Here is a 17310-nt window from a genome sequence, read left to right on the forward strand (position 1 = left end):
TCGAACACCATGAGAGAGAAGATCAGGAATGCGCGCCGGCTGGTCGTAAAGGTCGGCAGCGCCCTTGTTACCAACAATGGCGCAGGCCTCGATCACGCCGCGCTCGACGACTGGGCACGCCAGATCGCAGCACTGCGCAGCAACGGCCGCGAAGTCGCCCTGGTCTCCTCCGGCGCGATCGCGGCGGGCATGCAACGGCTGGACTGGACCAAGCGCCCGCAGGAGATGCACAAACTGCAGGCCGCTGCTGCCGTCGGCCAGATGGGCCTTGTCGAAGCCTACGAGAAGGCCTTCTCGCGCCACGGTCTGCAGACCGCGCAAATCCTGCTTACACACGCCGACCTCGCAAACCGCACCCGCTACCTCAACGCCCGTTCGACGCTCACCACCTTGCTCGGACTTGGCGTGATTCCGATCATCAACGAGAACGACACCGTCGTGACCGACGAGATCAAGTTCGGCGACAACGACACGCTGGGCGCACTCGTCGCCAACCTGATCGAAGCCGAGACGCTGATCATTCTCACCGATCAGAACGGCCTGTACACCGCCGATCCGCGCAAGGATCCGAGCGCCACCCTCATCGGAGAAGGTCGGGCCGAAGACCCCACATACGAATCGATGGCAGGCGGCGCCGGCAGCGGCATCAGCAAGGGCGGCATGATCACCAAGATCAAGGCTGCCCAGCGCGCCGCCCGCAGCGGCGCCCACACCTGCATCGCCAGCGGCCGCGAAACGAACCCGCTGCTGCGCATCGCCGCAGGCGAACCCGTCGGCACCCTGCTCTACGCCAGCAGCTCGCCGCTACAGGCGCGCAAGCAATGGCTTGCCGACCACCTGCAACTGGCCGGTGACCTCGTGATCGACGACGGCGCAGTCACCGCACTGAAGAACGGCCGCAGCCTGCTGCCCGTAGGCCTGATCGAAGTCAGGGGCGACTTCAGGCGTGGTGCAGCAGTGGCCTGCCGCAGCATTACCGGCGAGGAAGTGGCCCGGGGCCTGGTCAACTACAGCGCATCCGAATGCCGCCGCATCGCCCGAAAGCCGACCAGCGAGATCGAGAAACTGCTTGGCTACATCGACGAACCGGAACTGATACACCGGAACAACATGATCGGTCGCTGAAGGATGCGCGCCCCTCTGCGACGAAATGCAGACGCACCCAAAGAGTGCAAAGTACAATCTGTCTGTGCTTCCGGAACAATGGTTATGCGAATAGCGCGCCTGGACAGTTAGAATCGCCTTAGCGCCAGGCAGCACAGGAGGCGTCAGAATGACCAAGTGCAGAAAATGTCTGCTCCCGGCCTCAGCACCTGGAGCGAACCTTGATAACGCGGGCGTCTGTGCGTTTTGCCGGCAGACCACACCGCAAGAAAAGACGGCCCCTTCCTCGGCAGCCTTTCTCGACGACCTCGAGACAACGCTCGCGGCCTGCCGCAACAACCCCAATTCAGAATACGACTGCATCGTCCCACTCAGTGGCGGCAAGGACAGCCTCTACCTGCTGCATCGACTGAAGGTCGACTACGGCATGAGGGTACTGGCATTCACATGCGACATCGACCTTCCGCCCGTTGCGTGGAAGAACATCCGACTCGCGCTCAAGAAACTCAATATCGACCACCTGGTATTCGCACCCGCCTTCGGCTTTCTGAGCAAGCTCTTCCGCTATCTGCTTTGCAACCAGGAAGCCCGCGGTGCCGTATATACCGTCTCATACGTTTATGCCCCGCTTTTTGAGGGCGCCGCGATTCGACTGGCGATCGAGAAGAACATTCCACTGATTCTGGCCGGCTACTCACCGGGCCAACCCGAACCGGAACGCATGCTGTACGAGTTTTCTCCGACGCTCATTCGGGACGAAGACTGGACGCCTCCTCACCTTGCGACATGCGGCGAGTTCTCGGAAGCTGAACTCACCGCCTTTTACAACCCAAAGAAGCTCCCCACAGAAACCGCATTCCCGCGATACCTCGCTCCGTACCACGCCTGGGACTACGATCAGGACAAAGTGATCCGCAAGGTCACCGAACTCGGACTGGTGCAGCGCAGCTCGCATGCAAGCCCGATCGTGAGCAATTACCCGATCAACTGGCTCATGATGTACTCGGATCTCAAACAATTCGGCTACAACCCCTACGCACCGGAGTTTGCAGCGCTGATCCGCGAAGGAAAAGCCAGTCTTACGTACTGGCGCATCATGGCCCCCGTCGTCGACTTCATGATCCGCAACAAGCTGGGCCTTGGCAGGGAGGTCAGACGCAGCATGGAATGGCTCGGACTGCAGGACGACGACCTGCGCATCAACCTGCCCAAGGGCGCTTACGACCCTCCGCTGCTTCGCGACGCCTGACATGGCCGCCCCGACAACAACCCTGCCAGAACGACTGCTCGCGCGGTGCAAAGACACCCCGGATGCTGTCGCCTATCTGCATCAGGGCGATGATGGAAAATGGCTTCCCGTCACATGGAATACCGTTGCTCACCGAGCAACCGGCATCGCTCGCGGGCTAACACGGCTTGGCGTACAAGCAGGCGACCGCGTGGCAATCATGCTGCCCACCTCGCCGGAATGGGAGTACTGCCAGCAGGCCGTGCTCATGCTTGGCGCGACGGTCGTCGGAATCGACGCTCATGACGCCCCTTCCAATCTGCGCCATATCCTCGAGCTGACTCAGCCACGCGCACTGGTCACAGCCAACGAGCGTCAGGTTGCGCTCATAAGGGAAACCTGGCGGGCGCCCGAGATTGTCGTGGTCGCCGAACCCGAGGTACCCCACCCGGATATCCACGCACTTGCGGACTTTTTGCAGACACTCGAGACCGGCGCGACGCCCCCCCCAGCGCCCTCGCCCGACGACATTGCAACAATCGTGTTTACATCGGGAAGCACGGGGACACCGAAAGGCATTGCGTACACTCACCGCCAGGTTGCGCTTGCCTGCGATGCGATTCTTGATCGTTTTCCTTCGATTTCCAACGAAACCACCCTCGTTTGCTGGCTGCCACTCTCCAATCTGTTTCAGCGCATCATCAACCTGTGCGCAATTGCCTGTGGAGCAAGATCCTATTTCGTTTCCAACCCGCAGGACATCGTCCGCCTTCTCCCGGAGATCCAGCCCTCCCTGTTTATCGGCGTACCGCGATTTTTCGAGAAGCTGCATGCGGGCATCATGGCAGAGATCGCAAAGCAGCCCGCACCCGTCAGGCTGCTGATTGCTGCGGCTTGGGCAACCGGTATGAAGACTGCAGCACTGCAACGGTCTCATGGCCAGGTCGGCCTCACCTGGCGCGCCCTGTCCATGCTCGCCAACCCGATACTGGCCCGTTTGCGAGCAGTCATGGGCCAGCGCATGCAGTTCATGGTCAGCGGCTCGGCGCCGCTACCCTCCTGGCTCATGGGTCGCTTTCACGGCCTTGGCTGGCTTGTGCTTGAAGCCTACGGTATCAGTGAAAACGTCATGCCGGTCGCACTGAACACGCCGACGGACTACCGCTTCGGCAGCGTAGGGCGCGCACTGCCAGGAAACGAACTCCTTGTTGCCGAAGACGGCGAACTGCTCATACGTGGCGATGGCGTGTTCAGCGGCTACTACGGGGCAGACGCGCACGATACCCCCATAGACAGCGAAGCGTACCTGCACACCGGAGACTTCGCCCGGCTCGACGCCGATGGTTACGTCTGGCTTGAAGGGCGCAAGAGTGAGGTCTTCAAAACCTCGACCGGGAGGCGGATCGCACCAGCCCCATTGGAAGCCGCCCTCAAGCAGATCGAATATGTCGACCACGCCATTATCGTGGGGCGAGACCGCCCTTTCCCGGTGGCCATCATTACCCTCAGCCCTGAACACGAAATGGGAAAGCAGGCACAAACGCCTGAGGGGCAAAAGACGATCAGCCGCGACGTCACCAGGGCATGCGAAGCTTTTACCCACTATCAGCGCCCAGGCGCAATCATCGCGAGCACAAAACCACTCGGAATTGCGACTGGCGAACTTACCTCAAACCTGAAGATTCGTCGCAAACAGATTGAAACGCGATTCGAACGCGAGATCGACCAGGCCTATGAAATCCCACGCCTCTCGCCTGACACGGACATTCGAACCAATCCTCCGGTGATTCTGACCCCATGAATACTTATTTCCTGACCGGCGCATCCGGCGCCGTTGGCAGCGCGATCGTTCCCCTGCTTCATGCGAACGAGAACGTAAAACTGCGCATTCTGTTGCGCGCTGAATCGGATCAGCATCTCGCAGAGAGATTCGAGAAACTGTGTGCGTTCTGGGGCCTTGCGGCGGACACCGAAACCCGGCGCCGTATCGACCCCCTGCGCGGAGACGCTGCCGAACCCAACTTCGGAATGACGCCCGACGACTACGCCAAAGTCGTCAGCGACACCACCCATATCATTCATTGCGCTGCGAGCGTGCGTATGAACCTCAGCCTGGAAGACGCCCGCCACTCGGCGGTAGGTTCGATGCAAGCGATTCTGACGCTCGCCCGGAAGCTTGCCGAGAATGACACCCTCCGCAAGATCGACCTGGTGAGCACAGTCGGCATTGCAGGAAAGCGCTCGGGCGCGCTACCCGAGACCTGGATCGATGAGCCGCGTGAATTCCATAACACCTACGAACAATCCAAGTCTGAAGCAGAGGCCCTGGCACGCAAGGCTCTCGAAGAGGAGAAGCTGCCAATTACGATCCACCGGCCGAGCATGGTGATCGGAGACGCGCGCGACGGCAAGATCATCCACTTTCAGATTTTCTATTTTATCTGTGACTTCCTTTCCGGGCGTCGGACCTTTGGCCTGTACCCCGATTTTGGAGACGTTCGCCTCGACACCATTCCGGTTAACACCGTTGCCAGCACGATCGTCGCCTCAAGCACTGACCCCGGAACGGTCGGATCGATCTTCCACCTGTGCTCGGGCCCCGAGAAATCGATCAGGCTCGCCGACCTGCGCCTGCTTGTGGGGGCCGCATTCGGCAAGCACGGACTTGCCGTCCCGTTTGCACTGAAGCTGCCTATTGGTCTTTTCATGGGCGCGCTCAACCTTGCCGGGCGTTTCCTGCAGCCGGAGAAGAGGCGAGCGCTGGCAACGCTTCCGATCTACATGGACTACCTTGCTGATCAGCAGGGCTTCGATAATCAGAAGTACATCGCCTGGCTTGCAAGCCGAAAAGAGGCGATTCCCGACGGCAAGGACTACTTGCCGAGAGTGCTTGCACGTTTTCTTGAGCAGAAACATCCGCTCGGGAGCAACTGAAGGGCTTCTGCGAGGGGCCGACAGGCGGAAAGCCCACAAGCCTCCCGCAACATCCATACCTGTCACAGAGCGGGGATCACACCACGAAAAAAGGGCACCCGAAGGTGCCCTTTTTCACAGCCACTGATCAACGATCAGGCGCGACGGCGACGTACCAGACCACCGCCGAGAAGGCCGAGGGCCAGAAGCGCCAGCGTACCGGGTTCCGGAACCTGTGCAACACCGCGGGTGTTCAGCGTACCAGCCAGACACCATGCGCCGGTTGCTGCAGTACCGTTAGAGCAGCCGGCAGCCAATCCGCCAGAGACGTCGAACGGATTCAGAACGAAGTTGTTGGCCGATTCCGTGTAAGCGATGTCAGCAGTACCGCCAACAGCATCAGTCACGCCATTTCCGTCGAGGAAAGCCGCAAAAGCTGCATTTCCAACTGCGGTATCAACATCAAGCAGACCGTTGCCGAAGAAGTTGATGCTCGTTCCACTCAGGTTGCCCGACGCCTGGCTGACCACGTTGGCCGGAGTAGCGCCACCGAGGTTGCCGTGCCCGGTCAGCGATGCATAGAGCGAACCGCCCATGATCGTTGCCAGGTTCGCGTTCGAATTCTGCGTCAGCAGGTTCAGGAGCGGTCCGTTGAGGTAGTACAGATTGACATCGGTACCGGTGAATTGGATGTCGGTTGCCGACGTGAAGGTACCACCGGTGAAGTTCACCGTGTAGAACAGGCCGCATCCACCGCCTGCCGTGCAGTAGTTGCTGTTGCCGTTAATCGTGGTGATGTAGCCGTAACCCATACCCTGACCGGTACCAGCGGCAGTGGTGGCCGGATTGATGAACTGCTGGGCAAGCGTCATCGTTTCGATGTGGGTATTGGAAACACCAAGCGTACCAAAATCAATGCCTGCAACCACCACGGCGGAAGCAGGAGCACTTGCCAGGGCTGCGCCGGTTGCGAGTGCGATCGCGATAAGATTTTTTTTCATTCCAGCACCTCTTTAGTAGTGTGAATTCGTTGCAGAACATCCGCTGCTACCAATAAGCAGTTAGCGTGCCAACAGCAAAGAACGATATCTAAGCAACTGTTTTATAAACATAAAACACAAACACTCTCGTTGCGAAAAAACGTCCTGCATTCGTGAATGTAAAAAATCCCGACAGCGACACCACAGTCACAAAGCTGTTAATTCCGCCCGAAGCCTGAACGCTTCACCACGCACCCGCGACGCCAATGGCTTTCCCTGAATTCGCCGCAACGTGCCGGAGGCATGCGGCTTCACACCACGGATCAGAGGCCGGGAGGATCAATCGGTTCGACGCCGCTCTCCGGCACCGCACTACCGACATCGTAGCGGCCCGGCGCTATCACCCCCTTGGGGTCCAGCGCCTTCTTGATGCGGCCATGCAGACTCTTCAGTTCGGGGGCACCGCTATAAACAGAGTCCCACCCAGCCAGTCCCGCCCGGTACTGTTGAAGATTGACCGCCTGCATATCCTGCACAAGACGCGCGTAAAGTTGCTTTGCGCGCTCGACCTCATCAGGACTTTCCTTATCATAGATGATCGCCATCAGGCACACGACCGAGCGCGGATTCATCATGAGCATGGCAACGTAGAAATCAAAGTCGTACTCTTCGAAGGTTTTTCGCGAGTCGGCAAGGTAGCGCACGATCTCGGCGCCGATCACCGGCAGGATCGGCGCAAACCAGATCAGTCCGCAGCGATCGGCAGCAGGATCGACATCGCTGTCCGGACGCGATGCGCCATGCCGGTAATAGGCATGCCGCACGAAGTACTCTGTTGGAATGCCTTTCAGAATCCTGTGCGCGTGAGGCGCAAGCTCAAGGACTGGAAGTGAGGTCTTGCCCAATCCATGCAAGAACGGAAGCATCCAGTCGTTTTTCTTCACCAGTTTGACGAGCTTATCAAGGAGCGATAGCCGTCCATCGGTCAGAAAAATCAAGCGCCCATAGGGGCCGAGCTCACGGCGCAGCAGCTTGCGCTGAACTTTCACCTGCTCGCGGGTACCGTACAGCCCTCCGCCGCAACTCCAGGGCGAGATTCGATACTTGTGACGAAGACCGTCAAGGTCAGCCGCGGAGAGTCGCCCCTTGGACGGAACATCTTCATGCAGGCGTTGCGTCAGGACCGTAATCGTGACGAAGTCATTGATCATGTGCAGCTTGCTCACAGCCACACCCAACAGCGCAAGCTTGCGGTATGCATCCATGACGGCCGGCACATCGGCCTCATTTCGAATCTCGAAGACATAGGAATTGTATTCTTCAGGCTCAGGCATCAACCACAAGCCGGCCTGTGTCACCACCCCCAGGTTCGACTGGCTGAACATCCCCTCGATATACGGTCCCAAACCCCATTTGTGCGTATGCCAGGTTCTTTGCGATTTCGACGAAGTACCGATCTGCACCAACTCGCCTGTCGGCAGTACGACTTCAAGCCCGCAGAGATTTCCGAAGTGATCCCCGTAAGGCGTTTCGCCAATCCCCCGCTCCAGTGCGTTGCCAATGACGCTGCCCTCTGGAGGACCATCGGTGCAGTCCGCCCAAAGCCTGGAGCCTGTTTCCCTGAGATGGGCGTTCAACTGCTGGTAGCTTACGCCGGGCTCAATGACGACGTAGGCGAGTTCTTCATTCACCTCAAGAACGCGGTTCATACGCTCAAGGATGAGCACGATCGCCCCATCTTCTGTCGCCAGCGACGCCCCATAGCCCCAGTTCTTTCCCGTACTGAACGGCCAGATCGTCAGTCCGTGCTCGCCAGCAAGCTTGATGACCCGGGAAACCTCCTCCCCGCTCCCCGGGAAGACGACCGCTGCGCAACGTTTCTGCCAAGGAATCGTGCAACGAGAATATCGATCAAGATCTTCGCTGCTTGTACAGACGAACTCCGACCCGACGATTGCTTTCAACTGGTCGGAAACCTGCTGCGTAAACCGCGTTTCGCTTTGTGTATTTGGCATCGTTCGTCCAGTCCTATTTGAGCGTCTTTTATGGATTGAGGCTTTGGAACATTCAGCAGTACAAGGCTTCCCGATTGTCTCCCGAGCCTTCGCTTGCGGATCCTGTTCGTCCGGAGGCAGTTGCAGGGACAGCCATTGCCGCCGACCGCGATGCGCCCCTCAAACGATCTCCAGGCGCCCCGCCGGCGTTACTGAGGCAAGCTTACCAAATCCCCTCCCGTCCACGCACTGGAACTGCAGAGCGCACCACACGCCGTCGCGCGCGGGCAATCATCCTCGAACCGCAACCTCACACGGTCGTTGCGCCAGAGACCGGTGGTCGCTTCGCAGCGCTTTCAGGCGACAACTCCGTGCATTATTGGTCCAATGAAAATATGATGAGGGTCAAATGATCGACGCCGACCTCTAATGCAACTGCCCCCAGTGACACTCGTTCTCCAATCGGTCGCGCTGGCAGCACGAAACGTTGCTCGCCAGAGGAGACGAGCACTTCTCGCGCTGGCAACATTGGCCGGAGGTGTAATTGCATATCTTCTCGCCGGCGGTTTCATCAACTGGATATTCCAGGATATGCGGGAGTCGACGATCCACTCCCAGCTTGGCCACATCCAGATCACACGCCCGGGCTACTTTCGCGAAGGACTGGGTGATCCATACGCCTATCTGTTGCCCAGCGACACCGCTGCGGTGACGGAAGCCGTGGGCGAGCGACTCCGCACGGTAGCGCCAAGGCTCGCATTCAGCGGACTTCTCAGCAAGGACGACGCAACGGTGTCCTTTGTTGGGGAGGGTATCGACCCCGAGAAGGAGGCCCCCATCACGCGTGCAATTATTATTGCAGCGGGATCCGATCTGCCCAACAGCCCACCTAACTCGGTTTTACTGGGTGAAGGGCTGGCGGCAAATCTGGGGGCAGCACCAGGAGACTCGGTCGTACTGCTCGCGACCACTGCTTCCGGGGGGGCAAATGCAGTAGAGCTGACAGTGTCCGGCACCTTTGCGACCGTCACCAAGGCCTACGACGATACCGTGCTTCGGGTACCCATTGACGTCGCTCGCAAACTCATGAGGGTGGACGGAGCGACCAGCTGGGCGGTGCTTCTTGATCGCACCGAGGCAACGGAGGCGATTACCCAATCACTCCGCGAAGCCTTGCCTTCCGCAGAATTCGAGGTTATCCCTTGGAATGAGCTTGCCGATTTCTACAACAAGACGGTGGAACTGTTCTCGCGCCAGATTGGGGTGGTACGGATCCTGATCGCACTGATCGTCATACTCAGTATCTCCAATACGCTTTCAATGGCAGTCATTGAGCGCACTGGCGAAATCGGAACCTCCATGGCGCTCGGGGTTCGGCGACGTGGCGTTCTGATGCTGTTCATTTTCGAGGGGGCGCTACTGGGACTCGCTGGAGGCATCATCGGCGTTGCGCTCGGCTACCTGTGCGGGGAGATCGTTTCGCTGATCGGGATTCCGATGCCGCCACCGCCAGGCATGGCTCGTGGATATATTGGCGCAATTTCCATTTCGCCGGCCTTGGCACTCGATGCTTTCCTCCTGGCATTCGTGACGACCCTTGTCGCCAGCGTATTCCCCGCATGGAAGGCATCACGCATGAATATCGTTGACGCGCTGCGTCACCAGCGGTGAGCACGATGCTATTCAAACTCGCTCTGCGCAATATCTTTCGCCAGAAAGTCCGGACCGCAATGACACTTGCGGCGATCATCTTCGGCGTAGCCGGACTGATTCTGTCTGGCGGCTTCGTTCAGGACATCTTCGTTCAGTTGGGAGAAGCCATCATTCACTCCCAAACAGGCCACGTACAGGTATTTCGCAAAGACTTCCTGGAGAAAGGCACCCGTCAGCCGGATCGCTACCTGATCGACAAGCCGGAAGCCGTCGCCGACCTGATCAAGGCGCAACCGGGGGTCGATGAGGTGGCTGCGCGTCTGAGCTTTGCAGGGCTGCTCAACAATGGCAAACGTGACCTGCCAATCATCGGCGAGGGGGTAGAGCCGGACAAAGAGTCCCGTCTGGGCACCTATCTCAGCATTACGGCGGGACGTCAGCTGACTGACGATGCCTCCTTCGGAATGACGATCGGACAGGGCGTCGCTCACTCCCTCGGCGTCAAACCCGGCGACTCGGTGATTCTGGTCATGAACACGACAGATGGCGCACTCAATACGCTCGACTTCGAGATCGTTGGCGTCTTCCAGAGTTTTTCCAAGGATTTTGACGCCAGAGCTGTGCGCATTACCCTTGGTGCCGCCCGCGAATTGATGGCGACGGCCGGCGCTAATCTGCTGGTCGTAACGCTCAATCGCACCGAGGACACAGAGACTTCTCAGGAGGCTATTACAGGCTCGCTTCCGCCGGAACTGGACTCTCGCAACTGGCGGCAACTTTCGGATTTCTACGATAAAACCCTGCAACTGTATGACCGACAGTTCGGCGTTTTACAGCTGATCATCCTGTTCATGGTCGTGCTCTCCGTTGCAAACACCGTCAACATGAGCGCCTTCGAACGCCTTGGTGAATTCGGAACGTTACAGGCGCTGGGCAACACGCGCAGGCAGGTTTTTCGCCTGATCCTGCTCGAGAATGCACTGCTGGGTCTGATCGGTGCGACACTCGGGGTGCTGGCTGGCATAGCCCTTGCGTTAACGATTTCCGCAATCGGCATCCCGATGCCTCCTCCTCCAAATGCAAACGTGGGCTACACGGCATTTATCAGGGTAGATGCGGCCACTGTTGCGATTGCCTTCCTGATCGGGGTGGCTGCAGCTGCGCTTGCTGCCATATTTCCTGCGAACCGTGTAGCGTCAACGCCCGTCGTCGACGCACTCCGGCAAAGCAACTAACGCTTTCAGGCTCATGAATCATGAAGATCTTCGAACGCTTCAACCTCGGCCACGGCTTTCGCAAGTACTTCGAGATTGCACCGGCAACGAACGAAGCCCTGCGCAACGACGTCTTCCGCATCCGCCACGAAGTCTACTGTGAAGAGCTGAAGTTCGAGCCCGAGCGCCCTGACCGGCTTGAAACCGACGAATACGATCCGCACAGCCTGCACTGCCTGATCCGCACCTCGAACGCACCCAATCACCTGGTGGGGTGCACCCGGCTGGTATTGGCAAAGCCGGACGATCCGCTTGCGCCGCTGCCATTCGAACGTACCTGTGCGAACACGCTTGACCGCTCGATCATCGATCCGCTCAAGCTTCCCCGCGACCGTATCGCAGAAGTGTCCCGCCTGGCGGTGCGAGGCACGTACCGCCGACGCAAAGGCGACGACAAGGCCGCAGTCGCGATCAGTGACGATGACTTCGGTACGGGTGATCGCCCGCGCTTTCCCTACATTCCGATCGGCCTCTATCTCGGAGCCGTGGCACTGGCTTCGCGCAGCGGCATCGACACGTTGTTCGTTCTCACCGAACCGAGGCTCGCGTCGCACTTCGGCAAGCTTGGCGTCGACATTCGTCAGATTGGGGGGCCGGTTGAGCACCGCGGCACCCGCGTTCCTTCGATGATGGACGTGCCGAGCATCATCAAGAACATGCGCTTTCTGGTAAGGCCCATGTGGCGCGTGGTGCAGGAAGAGATCGAGAACGGTTTCGAAGATACATCAGGCGGCAAAAATCTCACCGGACGCTGACCCCTGCCTGCGGCGTCGTGACTTGGCGCTCTCCGAATGAACGAAGGCCCGCAATATGCGGGCCTTCGAATTACTGCTCGGGCTTTGCCCTGTTTCAGCCAGCCAGTGCCTGCTTGATCTGATCGAGCGTGCTCGGATCGTCGATCGTGGTCAGGTCACCTGCATCGCGGCCTTCGGCGAGCGCCTGGATGGAACGACGCAGCATCTTGCCCGAACGGGTCTTGGGCAGACCGTTGATGAACAACACGCGGGCCGGACGGGCAATAGCGCCAAGGCTCGCATCCACCTTCTTCATCACCTCTTTCTCGAGCGCCGCACGCTTCTCTGCCGTATCGACCACGCTGGCATCCTTCACCACCGCGAAGGCCATCGGCATCTGCCCTTTGAGCTCGTCGTGCACACCGACAACCGCCACTTCGGCAATCGCCGGATGCGTCTGCACCGCCTCCTCGATCTCGCGGGTTCCCAGGCGATGGCCGGCAACGTTGATCACGTCGTCCATGCGCCCAAGGATGGTGTGGTAGCCCTTATCGTCCTTGATACCCCAGTCCGACGACGAGTACACCACCGGATCGGTGAAGAGCGTGAAGTAGGTCGACACGAAGCGCTCGTCCTGCCCCCACACGGTAGACAGGCAGCCTGGCGGCAGTGGCGGCACGATGCCGACAATGCCTTTCTCGTTGGCGCCACACTCTGTGCCATCCTCACGATAGATGCGCAGGTCGTAGCCATAGACCGGGAAGGCCGGCGAACCGAGCTTGATCGGGCTGTCTTCAACACCGCGGCATACGGCCAGCATCGGCCAGCCGGTTTCGGTCTGCCAGTAGTTGTCGATGACCGGGATGCCGAGTTCTTCCATGATCCACTGGTGCGAGGTCTCGTCCAGCGGCTCGCCCGCCAGGAAGAGGTGCTTGAGCGAGGACAGGTCGTACTTCTTGAGGAAGGCCGGATCCTGCTTCTTCAGCACGCGCACCGCCGTCGGCGCCGAGAACATCACGCTGACCTTGTACTTCTCGACGATCTGCCACCAGATGCCGGCATCCGGACGCAGCGGCGTACCTTCGTACATGATGGTCGCCATGCCGCCGACCAGCGGGCCATAGACGATGTAGCTGTGACCGACCACCCAGCCGATGTCAGACGTCGAGAACATGGTCTCGCCTTCGCCGCCGGTGAAGATGTGCTTCATCGACGCTGCCAGCGCCACCGTGTAGCCACCTGTGTCGCGCTGCACGCCCTTGGGCTTGCCCGTGGTGCCCGAGGTGTACAGGATGTAGCTCGGCTCTGACGATTCGAGCCACGTCACCGGCACTTGTGCATCCATGTGCTTGGCACGAAGCGCGGCGTAATCGACGTCACGACCTTCGACCCTGGAGAAGCCCTTGTCCAGTCCGCGGTCGATGATCAGCACCTTGGCCGGCGGAAATTCCGCCAGTTTGCAGGCCTCGTCGACCAGATGCTTGTAGGGCACGGGTTTGCCGTTGCGCATGCCGGCGTCCGAGCTGACCATCAGCACGGGCTTGGCATCATCGATACGGGTGGCCAGCGAGCCGGCTGCGAATCCGCCGAACACCACCGAGTGAATTGCACCGATGCGCGCGCAGGCGAGCATGGCAAACGCAGCCTCGGCAATCATCGGCATGTAGATCAGCACACGGTCGCCACGCTTCACCCCGAGTTCGAGGTAAATCGCCGCCATGCGCTCGACTTCGCGCTGTAGCTCGGAGAAGGAATACACCTTCTCCTCGTTGGTTTCAGTGGAAATGTAGACCAGCGCGCGATCGTTCGGCCGCTTCGCGGCATGACGGTCTACTGCGTTGTAGCAAAGGTTCGTTTCGCCGCCCTTGAACCACTTCACGAAAGGCGGGTTGGAAAAATCGCAGACCTGGTCGGCCGGCTTGTGCCAGTCAACCAACTGCGCCTGCTCGCCCCAGAAGCCGTCGCGATCCTCGATCGACCTGCGGTGAAAGTCCATATACGTAGTCATAAGCATCCTCTCCCTTGTGTTTTCCCTGTACTTGCAAATGACATGCCGTCCGCCGAAAAAAGACCGGCAATGCGGCACGGATACAACTCACACGGAGGTTTGGGTTCCCTCCATATCGTCACTGCCGGACACGCGCCCCTTGTCGTATTGTTTGAGCTGTTCGAGAGGAAGCCCGCATTGCAGACGGGACTCTATCAACTCGAGCAGGGGAAGCAGTGTGGCAATGACATCCGGCAGTCGCTCGGCCACCTCGTCGGCGGCTCCGACCCGGAGTTGAAGCAGGGCATGATCGATGCTGATTGCCTGCTTCAGATGACGGTCGACCATGGCCTGATCGACTTCACCCTGATCACCGACCACACGGTTGCCGCCCGCGACAACGCCGCGCTGCACCCGTTTGGCCGCTGTTTCTATCAGGTGTTCCACTGTCTGCATTCCGTCAACAGCAGAACTGGAAACACCAATCGTGACACTGATGCGAATCCGCTCGTCGCGGTAGGTCATCACCAGCTTTTCCATTGCGCGCTGCAGCCGCAAGGCAAATGCACAGCACCCGATCAGGTCCGTACTGGGCGACAGGACGGCAAAGCGCGATGGCGCCAGCTGCGAAACCGTGTCCTCCCTGCGCACCTTGGTGGACAGGATCTTGGACAGCTTGCGCGTGATCAGTTCGGCGACATGCGAGCCATGCCACTCGCCCAGTTGATCGTAGTGATCGATATCGATCACCATGACCGAGATGTCAGCCCGATGACGACGCGCAAGCGCCATTTCCTGCTCGGCATGGTGACTGAGGTAGGAGGCCGTGGCCAGGCCGGACACGGGATCGAGCGGGCTCTGGGTGGCGAGCGCAGCACGACTTTCATCGAGCTCACGCCTGGTGCGTGCAAGGCGGACGAGGGAATCCAGCCGTGCCAGCAACTCGGCGCTGCTGGCGCCTTTTGCCACGAAGTCGTTTGCACCGAGCTTGAGCGCCCTGTCCCTCGCCTCGTCGTCCTCGTCACCTGAAATGATGATGACGGGGAGATCCTGAACGCGCTGGACGCGCGATCCGCGAATACGCTCCAGCAGGCCAAAGCCATCCAGGCGCGGCATGCCGATATCGGTCAGCACCACCTGGATTGCCGGATCCACCAGCAAGGCCTCCCAGCCCGCCTCGCCATCGGCTTCGTCACGGACGTCGAAGCGGCCGCGAATATGCTTGGTAATCGTCGCCCGCACCATGCGCGAATCGTCGACAACCAGCACCTTTGTCATCGGCAGGCTTTCGTCATCGCTCATGGTCGGCTCGCTTTCGGGATCTCAGGCGCCGACGCGAACGACGGTCCGCCCCTTCACCCGGCCCTCGATGAAGGCACCGAATGCATCGGGCAGTTCATCGAGATCAATCACCCGGGTGACTTCGGCAAGGTGCTGCGGCTTGAGGTCACTTGCCAGACGGTCCCACACCCGCTGGCGCGTCGGAAAGCCCATGTAGCCCGAGTCGATGCCAAGCAGGCTGACACCACGCAGAATGAACGGGAACACGGTGGTATTGATGTTGAAGCTCGCCGCGTTGCCGATGCTTGCCACCGTGCCCGCCTGCTTCATCGTGGCCAGAACCCAGTGCAGCACCTGACCGCCGACGTTGTCTACTGCGCCGGCCCACTGCGCGGCTTCGAGCGGACGCGTCTTGTCGAAATCGACGTCGCTTCGCAACAGGATCTCGGCCGCACCCAGGCCGGTGAGGTACTCACGCTCGGCGGCTTTCCCGGTCAGCGCAACCACGTGATAGCCAAGTTGCGCCAGCATGTCGATGGCCAGGCCGCCAACGCCTCCCGTTGCACCGGTGACGACGACCGGGCCATTGGCAGGCGCCAGCCCGTTGTCTTCCATGCGCACCACGCCCAGCGCAGCGGTAAACCCGGCCGTTCCAAGCGCCATGGCCTCGAAGAGATCGAGACCCGCAGGCAACGGGACAACCCAGGCTGCCGGCACGCGCGCGTATTCTGCGTAACCACCGTGATGCGCAACACCGATATCGAAACTGGTTGCGATCACCTTGTCGCCCGCAGCGAAGCGGGGATCGGCACTTTCGACCACCTCGCCCGACATGTCGATACCGCCCACACAAGGAAAACGGCGAATGATCTTGCCCGTTCCGGTGGCCGCCAGCGCGTCCTTGTAGTTGATGCTGGAGTAATGAACCCTGATCAACACCTCACCCGCATCCAGTGCATCAAGCGCTAGCGTCGCCAGCGCGCCACCGGCTTTGCGGTTCTCGTCCTGCGTGATTACGTAAGCCTTGAAAGCGTCCATCCGGGCTGTCTCCATAACGGGCAAGCGGAAAGTCGCCAAGGATAGCCGGCGTCCGCTGGTATTCTGATCCGATTATAACGAAAAGCGGAGGCCTGCCCTTTTCGGCAGCGCGATACGGATTCCCTTTAATTTGCCGTCGGGCCGGTCGATAATCAATCCAATGATCTCCCGGTGGACGACGACATGGCTTTTCTGACACACGCACTTCCTGCTGTCGACGACTACGTCGAGTTCTTTTCACATCAGCAACTGCCGGTTCTGCGTCATACCGTGCGCGAATTCGACGCGATGCGTGAGGAGATCGACAGCGTGAGCGGCAAACGCGTCGCGAGCGTCGTGCTGGGCGATCCATTGATGACGATGAAGCTGCTGTCCCACCTTGAGCAGCACCGGCGGCATTCGCAGAATCACGATATCACCACGATCGACCGCGCCATCATCATGATGGGGATCACACCGTTCTTTGAAACCTTCAGGGAACTGGCGACGGTGGAGGAAACGCTGTCTGCGCATCCAAAGGCACTGATCGGCGTACTCAAGGTCATTGGTCGAGCCCGCAAGGCGGCCAAACATGCGCGCGACTGGGCCGTCATCCGGCACGACCTCGACGTGGATGAGATCACCGTTGCGGCGCTGCTGCGCCAGGCTACCGACATCGTGTGCTGGATTTTCGCGCCGACGCTCACACAACAGGCCTATGCGCTGCAGGAAGCCGATCACACAATGCGCAGTTCGGACGCCCAGCGCCAGGTGTTCGGCGTCTCCGCCCGCGATATTCAGCTCGCGCTGGTGCACGCGTGGAAAATGCCTGAACTTCTCATACACCTGCTCGACGAAAGCCGCAGCGACCACCCCCGGGTGCGCACGATCACGCTTGCCGCGGACTTCACCCGCCACCTCGCCCATGGCTGGGAGGACGATGCGCTACCCGACGACATCGCCGACATCTGCGCCTTGTTGCATATCGCACCCGACGCCCTGCTGCGCCGGCTCAATGCCCCGGATTCGGCCTTTTCCCGATTTCTACCGCCGGATGCCTGAGCGCCTGCATCGCAACCAGAACAGGCACAGCAACCCATTCCTGCGCAGTCCTGCCAAGGCAGTTCGCAGCCGTCGCGTAACGA

At 59.9% G+C, this 17310-nt stretch carries 13 protein-coding genes; 8 read left to right on the top strand and 5 right to left on the bottom strand.

The genetic code is table 11. The features are described 5' to 3' along the window. Positions 1–9: 9 nt before the first annotated feature. From proB to CEW87_RS00970, 4 genes are all read left to right on the top strand, one after another. Positions 10–1125: a glutamate 5-kinase gene (gene proB, locus CEW87_RS00955; RefSeq protein ID WP_108971148.1), complete on the top strand. Its 1116-nt coding sequence runs from the start codon at positions 10–12 to the stop codon at positions 1123–1125. 148 nt (positions 1126–1273) lie between these two features. Further along, complete coding sequence (locus tag CEW87_RS00960; RefSeq protein ID WP_108971149.1) at positions 1274–2353, top strand: hypothetical protein; 1080 nt, start codon at positions 1274–1276, stop codon at positions 2351–2353. A 1-nt stretch (position 2354) separates the two neighbouring features. Beyond that, positions 2355–4133: an AMP-dependent synthetase/ligase gene (locus CEW87_RS00965; protein WP_108971150.1), complete on the top strand. Its 1779-nt coding sequence runs from the start codon at positions 2355–2357 to the stop codon at positions 4131–4133. Beyond that, positions 4130–5266, top strand: coding sequence for an SDR family oxidoreductase (locus CEW87_RS00970; protein ID WP_108971151.1), 1137 nt, complete (start codon positions 4130–4132; stop codon positions 5264–5266). The genes CEW87_RS00965 and CEW87_RS00970 overlap by 4 nt, the downstream gene beginning before the upstream one ends. Positions 5267–5400: 134 nt before the next feature. On the opposite strand, the gene CEW87_RS22910 is transcribed toward CEW87_RS00970, so the two are convergent. Next, positions 5401–6246, bottom strand: coding sequence for a PEP-CTERM sorting domain-containing protein (locus CEW87_RS22910; RefSeq protein WP_108971152.1), 846 nt, complete (start codon positions 6244–6246; stop codon positions 5401–5403). Positions 6247–6548: 302 nt separating this feature from the next. Next, complete coding sequence (locus CEW87_RS00980) at positions 6549–8240, bottom strand: FAD-binding oxidoreductase (RefSeq protein ID WP_108971153.1); 1692 nt, start codon at positions 8238–8240, stop codon at positions 6549–6551. 423 nt (positions 8241–8663) lie between these two features. Here CEW87_RS00980 and CEW87_RS00985 point away from each other — a divergent pair, with 423 nt between their 5' ends. The 3 genes from CEW87_RS00985 to CEW87_RS00995 are packed head-to-tail and all read left to right on the top strand — an operon-like array spanning position 8664 to position 11901. Then, positions 8664–9890 (top strand): ABC transporter permease, encoded by a 1227-nt coding sequence (locus tag CEW87_RS00985; RefSeq protein ID WP_234421629.1) that lies wholly within the window; start codon positions 8664–8666, stop codon positions 9888–9890. Positions 9891–9895: 5 nt separating this feature from the next. Further along, a complete protein-coding gene (locus CEW87_RS00990) occupies positions 9896–11107 on the top strand; it encodes an ABC transporter permease (protein ID WP_108976848.1) in 1212 nt (403 codons plus the stop codon). Between the two features lie 20 nt (positions 11108–11127). Next, complete coding sequence (locus tag CEW87_RS00995) at positions 11128–11901, top strand: PEP-CTERM/exosortase system-associated acyltransferase (protein WP_108971155.1); 774 nt, start codon at positions 11128–11130, stop codon at positions 11899–11901. A 94-nt stretch (positions 11902–11995) separates the two neighbouring features. On the opposite strand, the gene CEW87_RS01000 is transcribed toward CEW87_RS00995, so the two are convergent. The 3 genes from CEW87_RS01000 to CEW87_RS01010 form a co-directional block, all read right to left on the bottom strand. Then, entirely contained in the window at positions 11996–13888 is a 1893-nt protein-coding gene (locus CEW87_RS01000) for a propionate--CoA ligase (protein ID WP_108971156.1), read from the bottom strand. 87 nt (positions 13889–13975) lie between these two features. Continuing rightward, on the bottom strand, positions 13976–15169 hold the full coding sequence (locus CEW87_RS01005; protein ID WP_108971157.1) for a diguanylate cyclase: 1194 nt from the start codon (positions 15167–15169) through the stop codon (positions 13976–13978). A 21-nt stretch (positions 15170–15190) separates the two neighbouring features. Next, complete coding sequence (locus CEW87_RS01010; RefSeq protein ID WP_108971158.1) at positions 15191–16186, bottom strand: acryloyl-CoA reductase; 996 nt, start codon at positions 16184–16186, stop codon at positions 15191–15193. A gap of 183 nt (positions 16187–16369) precedes the next feature. Between CEW87_RS01010 and CEW87_RS01015 the strand changes: the two genes are divergently transcribed. Continuing rightward, the gene (locus CEW87_RS01015) at positions 16370–17227 is read left to right on the top strand and encodes an HDOD domain-containing protein (protein WP_108976850.1); all 858 of its coding nucleotides are present in this window, start codon (positions 16370–16372) and stop codon (positions 17225–17227) included. The last annotated feature ends 83 nt before the right edge of the window (positions 17228–17310 follow it).

The organism is Parazoarcus communis (assembly GCF_003111665.1).
Classification (GTDB): Bacteria; Pseudomonadota; Gammaproteobacteria; order Burkholderiales; family Rhodocyclaceae; genus Parazoarcus; species Parazoarcus communis_B.

Coding starts and splice junctions, on each gene's coding strand:
- CEW87_RS01015 (WP_108976850.1), top strand. CDS start 16,370: ATGGCTTTTCTGACACACGCACTTCCTGCTGTCGACGACTACGTCGAG.
- CEW87_RS00960 (WP_108971149.1), top strand. CDS start 1,274: ATGACCAAGTGCAGAAAATGTCTGCTCCCGGCCTCAGCACCTGGAGCG.
- proB (WP_108971148.1), top strand. CDS start 10: ATGAGAGAGAAGATCAGGAATGCGCGCCGGCTGGTCGTAAAGGTCGGC.
- CEW87_RS01010 (WP_108971158.1), bottom strand. CDS start 16,186: ATGGACGCTTTCAAGGCTTACGTAATCACGCAGGACGAGAACCGCAAA.
- CEW87_RS00970 (WP_108971151.1), top strand. CDS start 4,130: ATGAATACTTATTTCCTGACCGGCGCATCCGGCGCCGTTGGCAGCGCG.
- CEW87_RS22910 (WP_108971152.1), bottom strand. CDS start 6,246: ATGAAAAAAAATCTTATCGCGATCGCACTCGCAACCGGCGCAGCCCTG.
- CEW87_RS00990 (WP_108976848.1), top strand. CDS start 9,896: ATGCTATTCAAACTCGCTCTGCGCAATATCTTTCGCCAGAAAGTCCGG.
- CEW87_RS00980 (WP_108971153.1), bottom strand. CDS start 8,240: ATGCCAAATACACAAAGCGAAACGCGGTTTACGCAGCAGGTTTCCGAC.
- CEW87_RS01000 (WP_108971156.1), bottom strand. CDS start 13,888: ATGACTACGTATATGGACTTTCACCGCAGGTCGATCGAGGATCGCGAC.
- CEW87_RS00965 (WP_108971150.1), top strand. CDS start 2,355: ATGGCCGCCCCGACAACAACCCTGCCAGAACGACTGCTCGCGCGGTGC.
- CEW87_RS00995 (WP_108971155.1), top strand. CDS start 11,128: ATGAAGATCTTCGAACGCTTCAACCTCGGCCACGGCTTTCGCAAGTAC.
- CEW87_RS01005 (WP_108971157.1), bottom strand. CDS start 15,169: ATGAGCGATGACGAAAGCCTGCCGATGACAAAGGTGCTGGTTGTCGAC.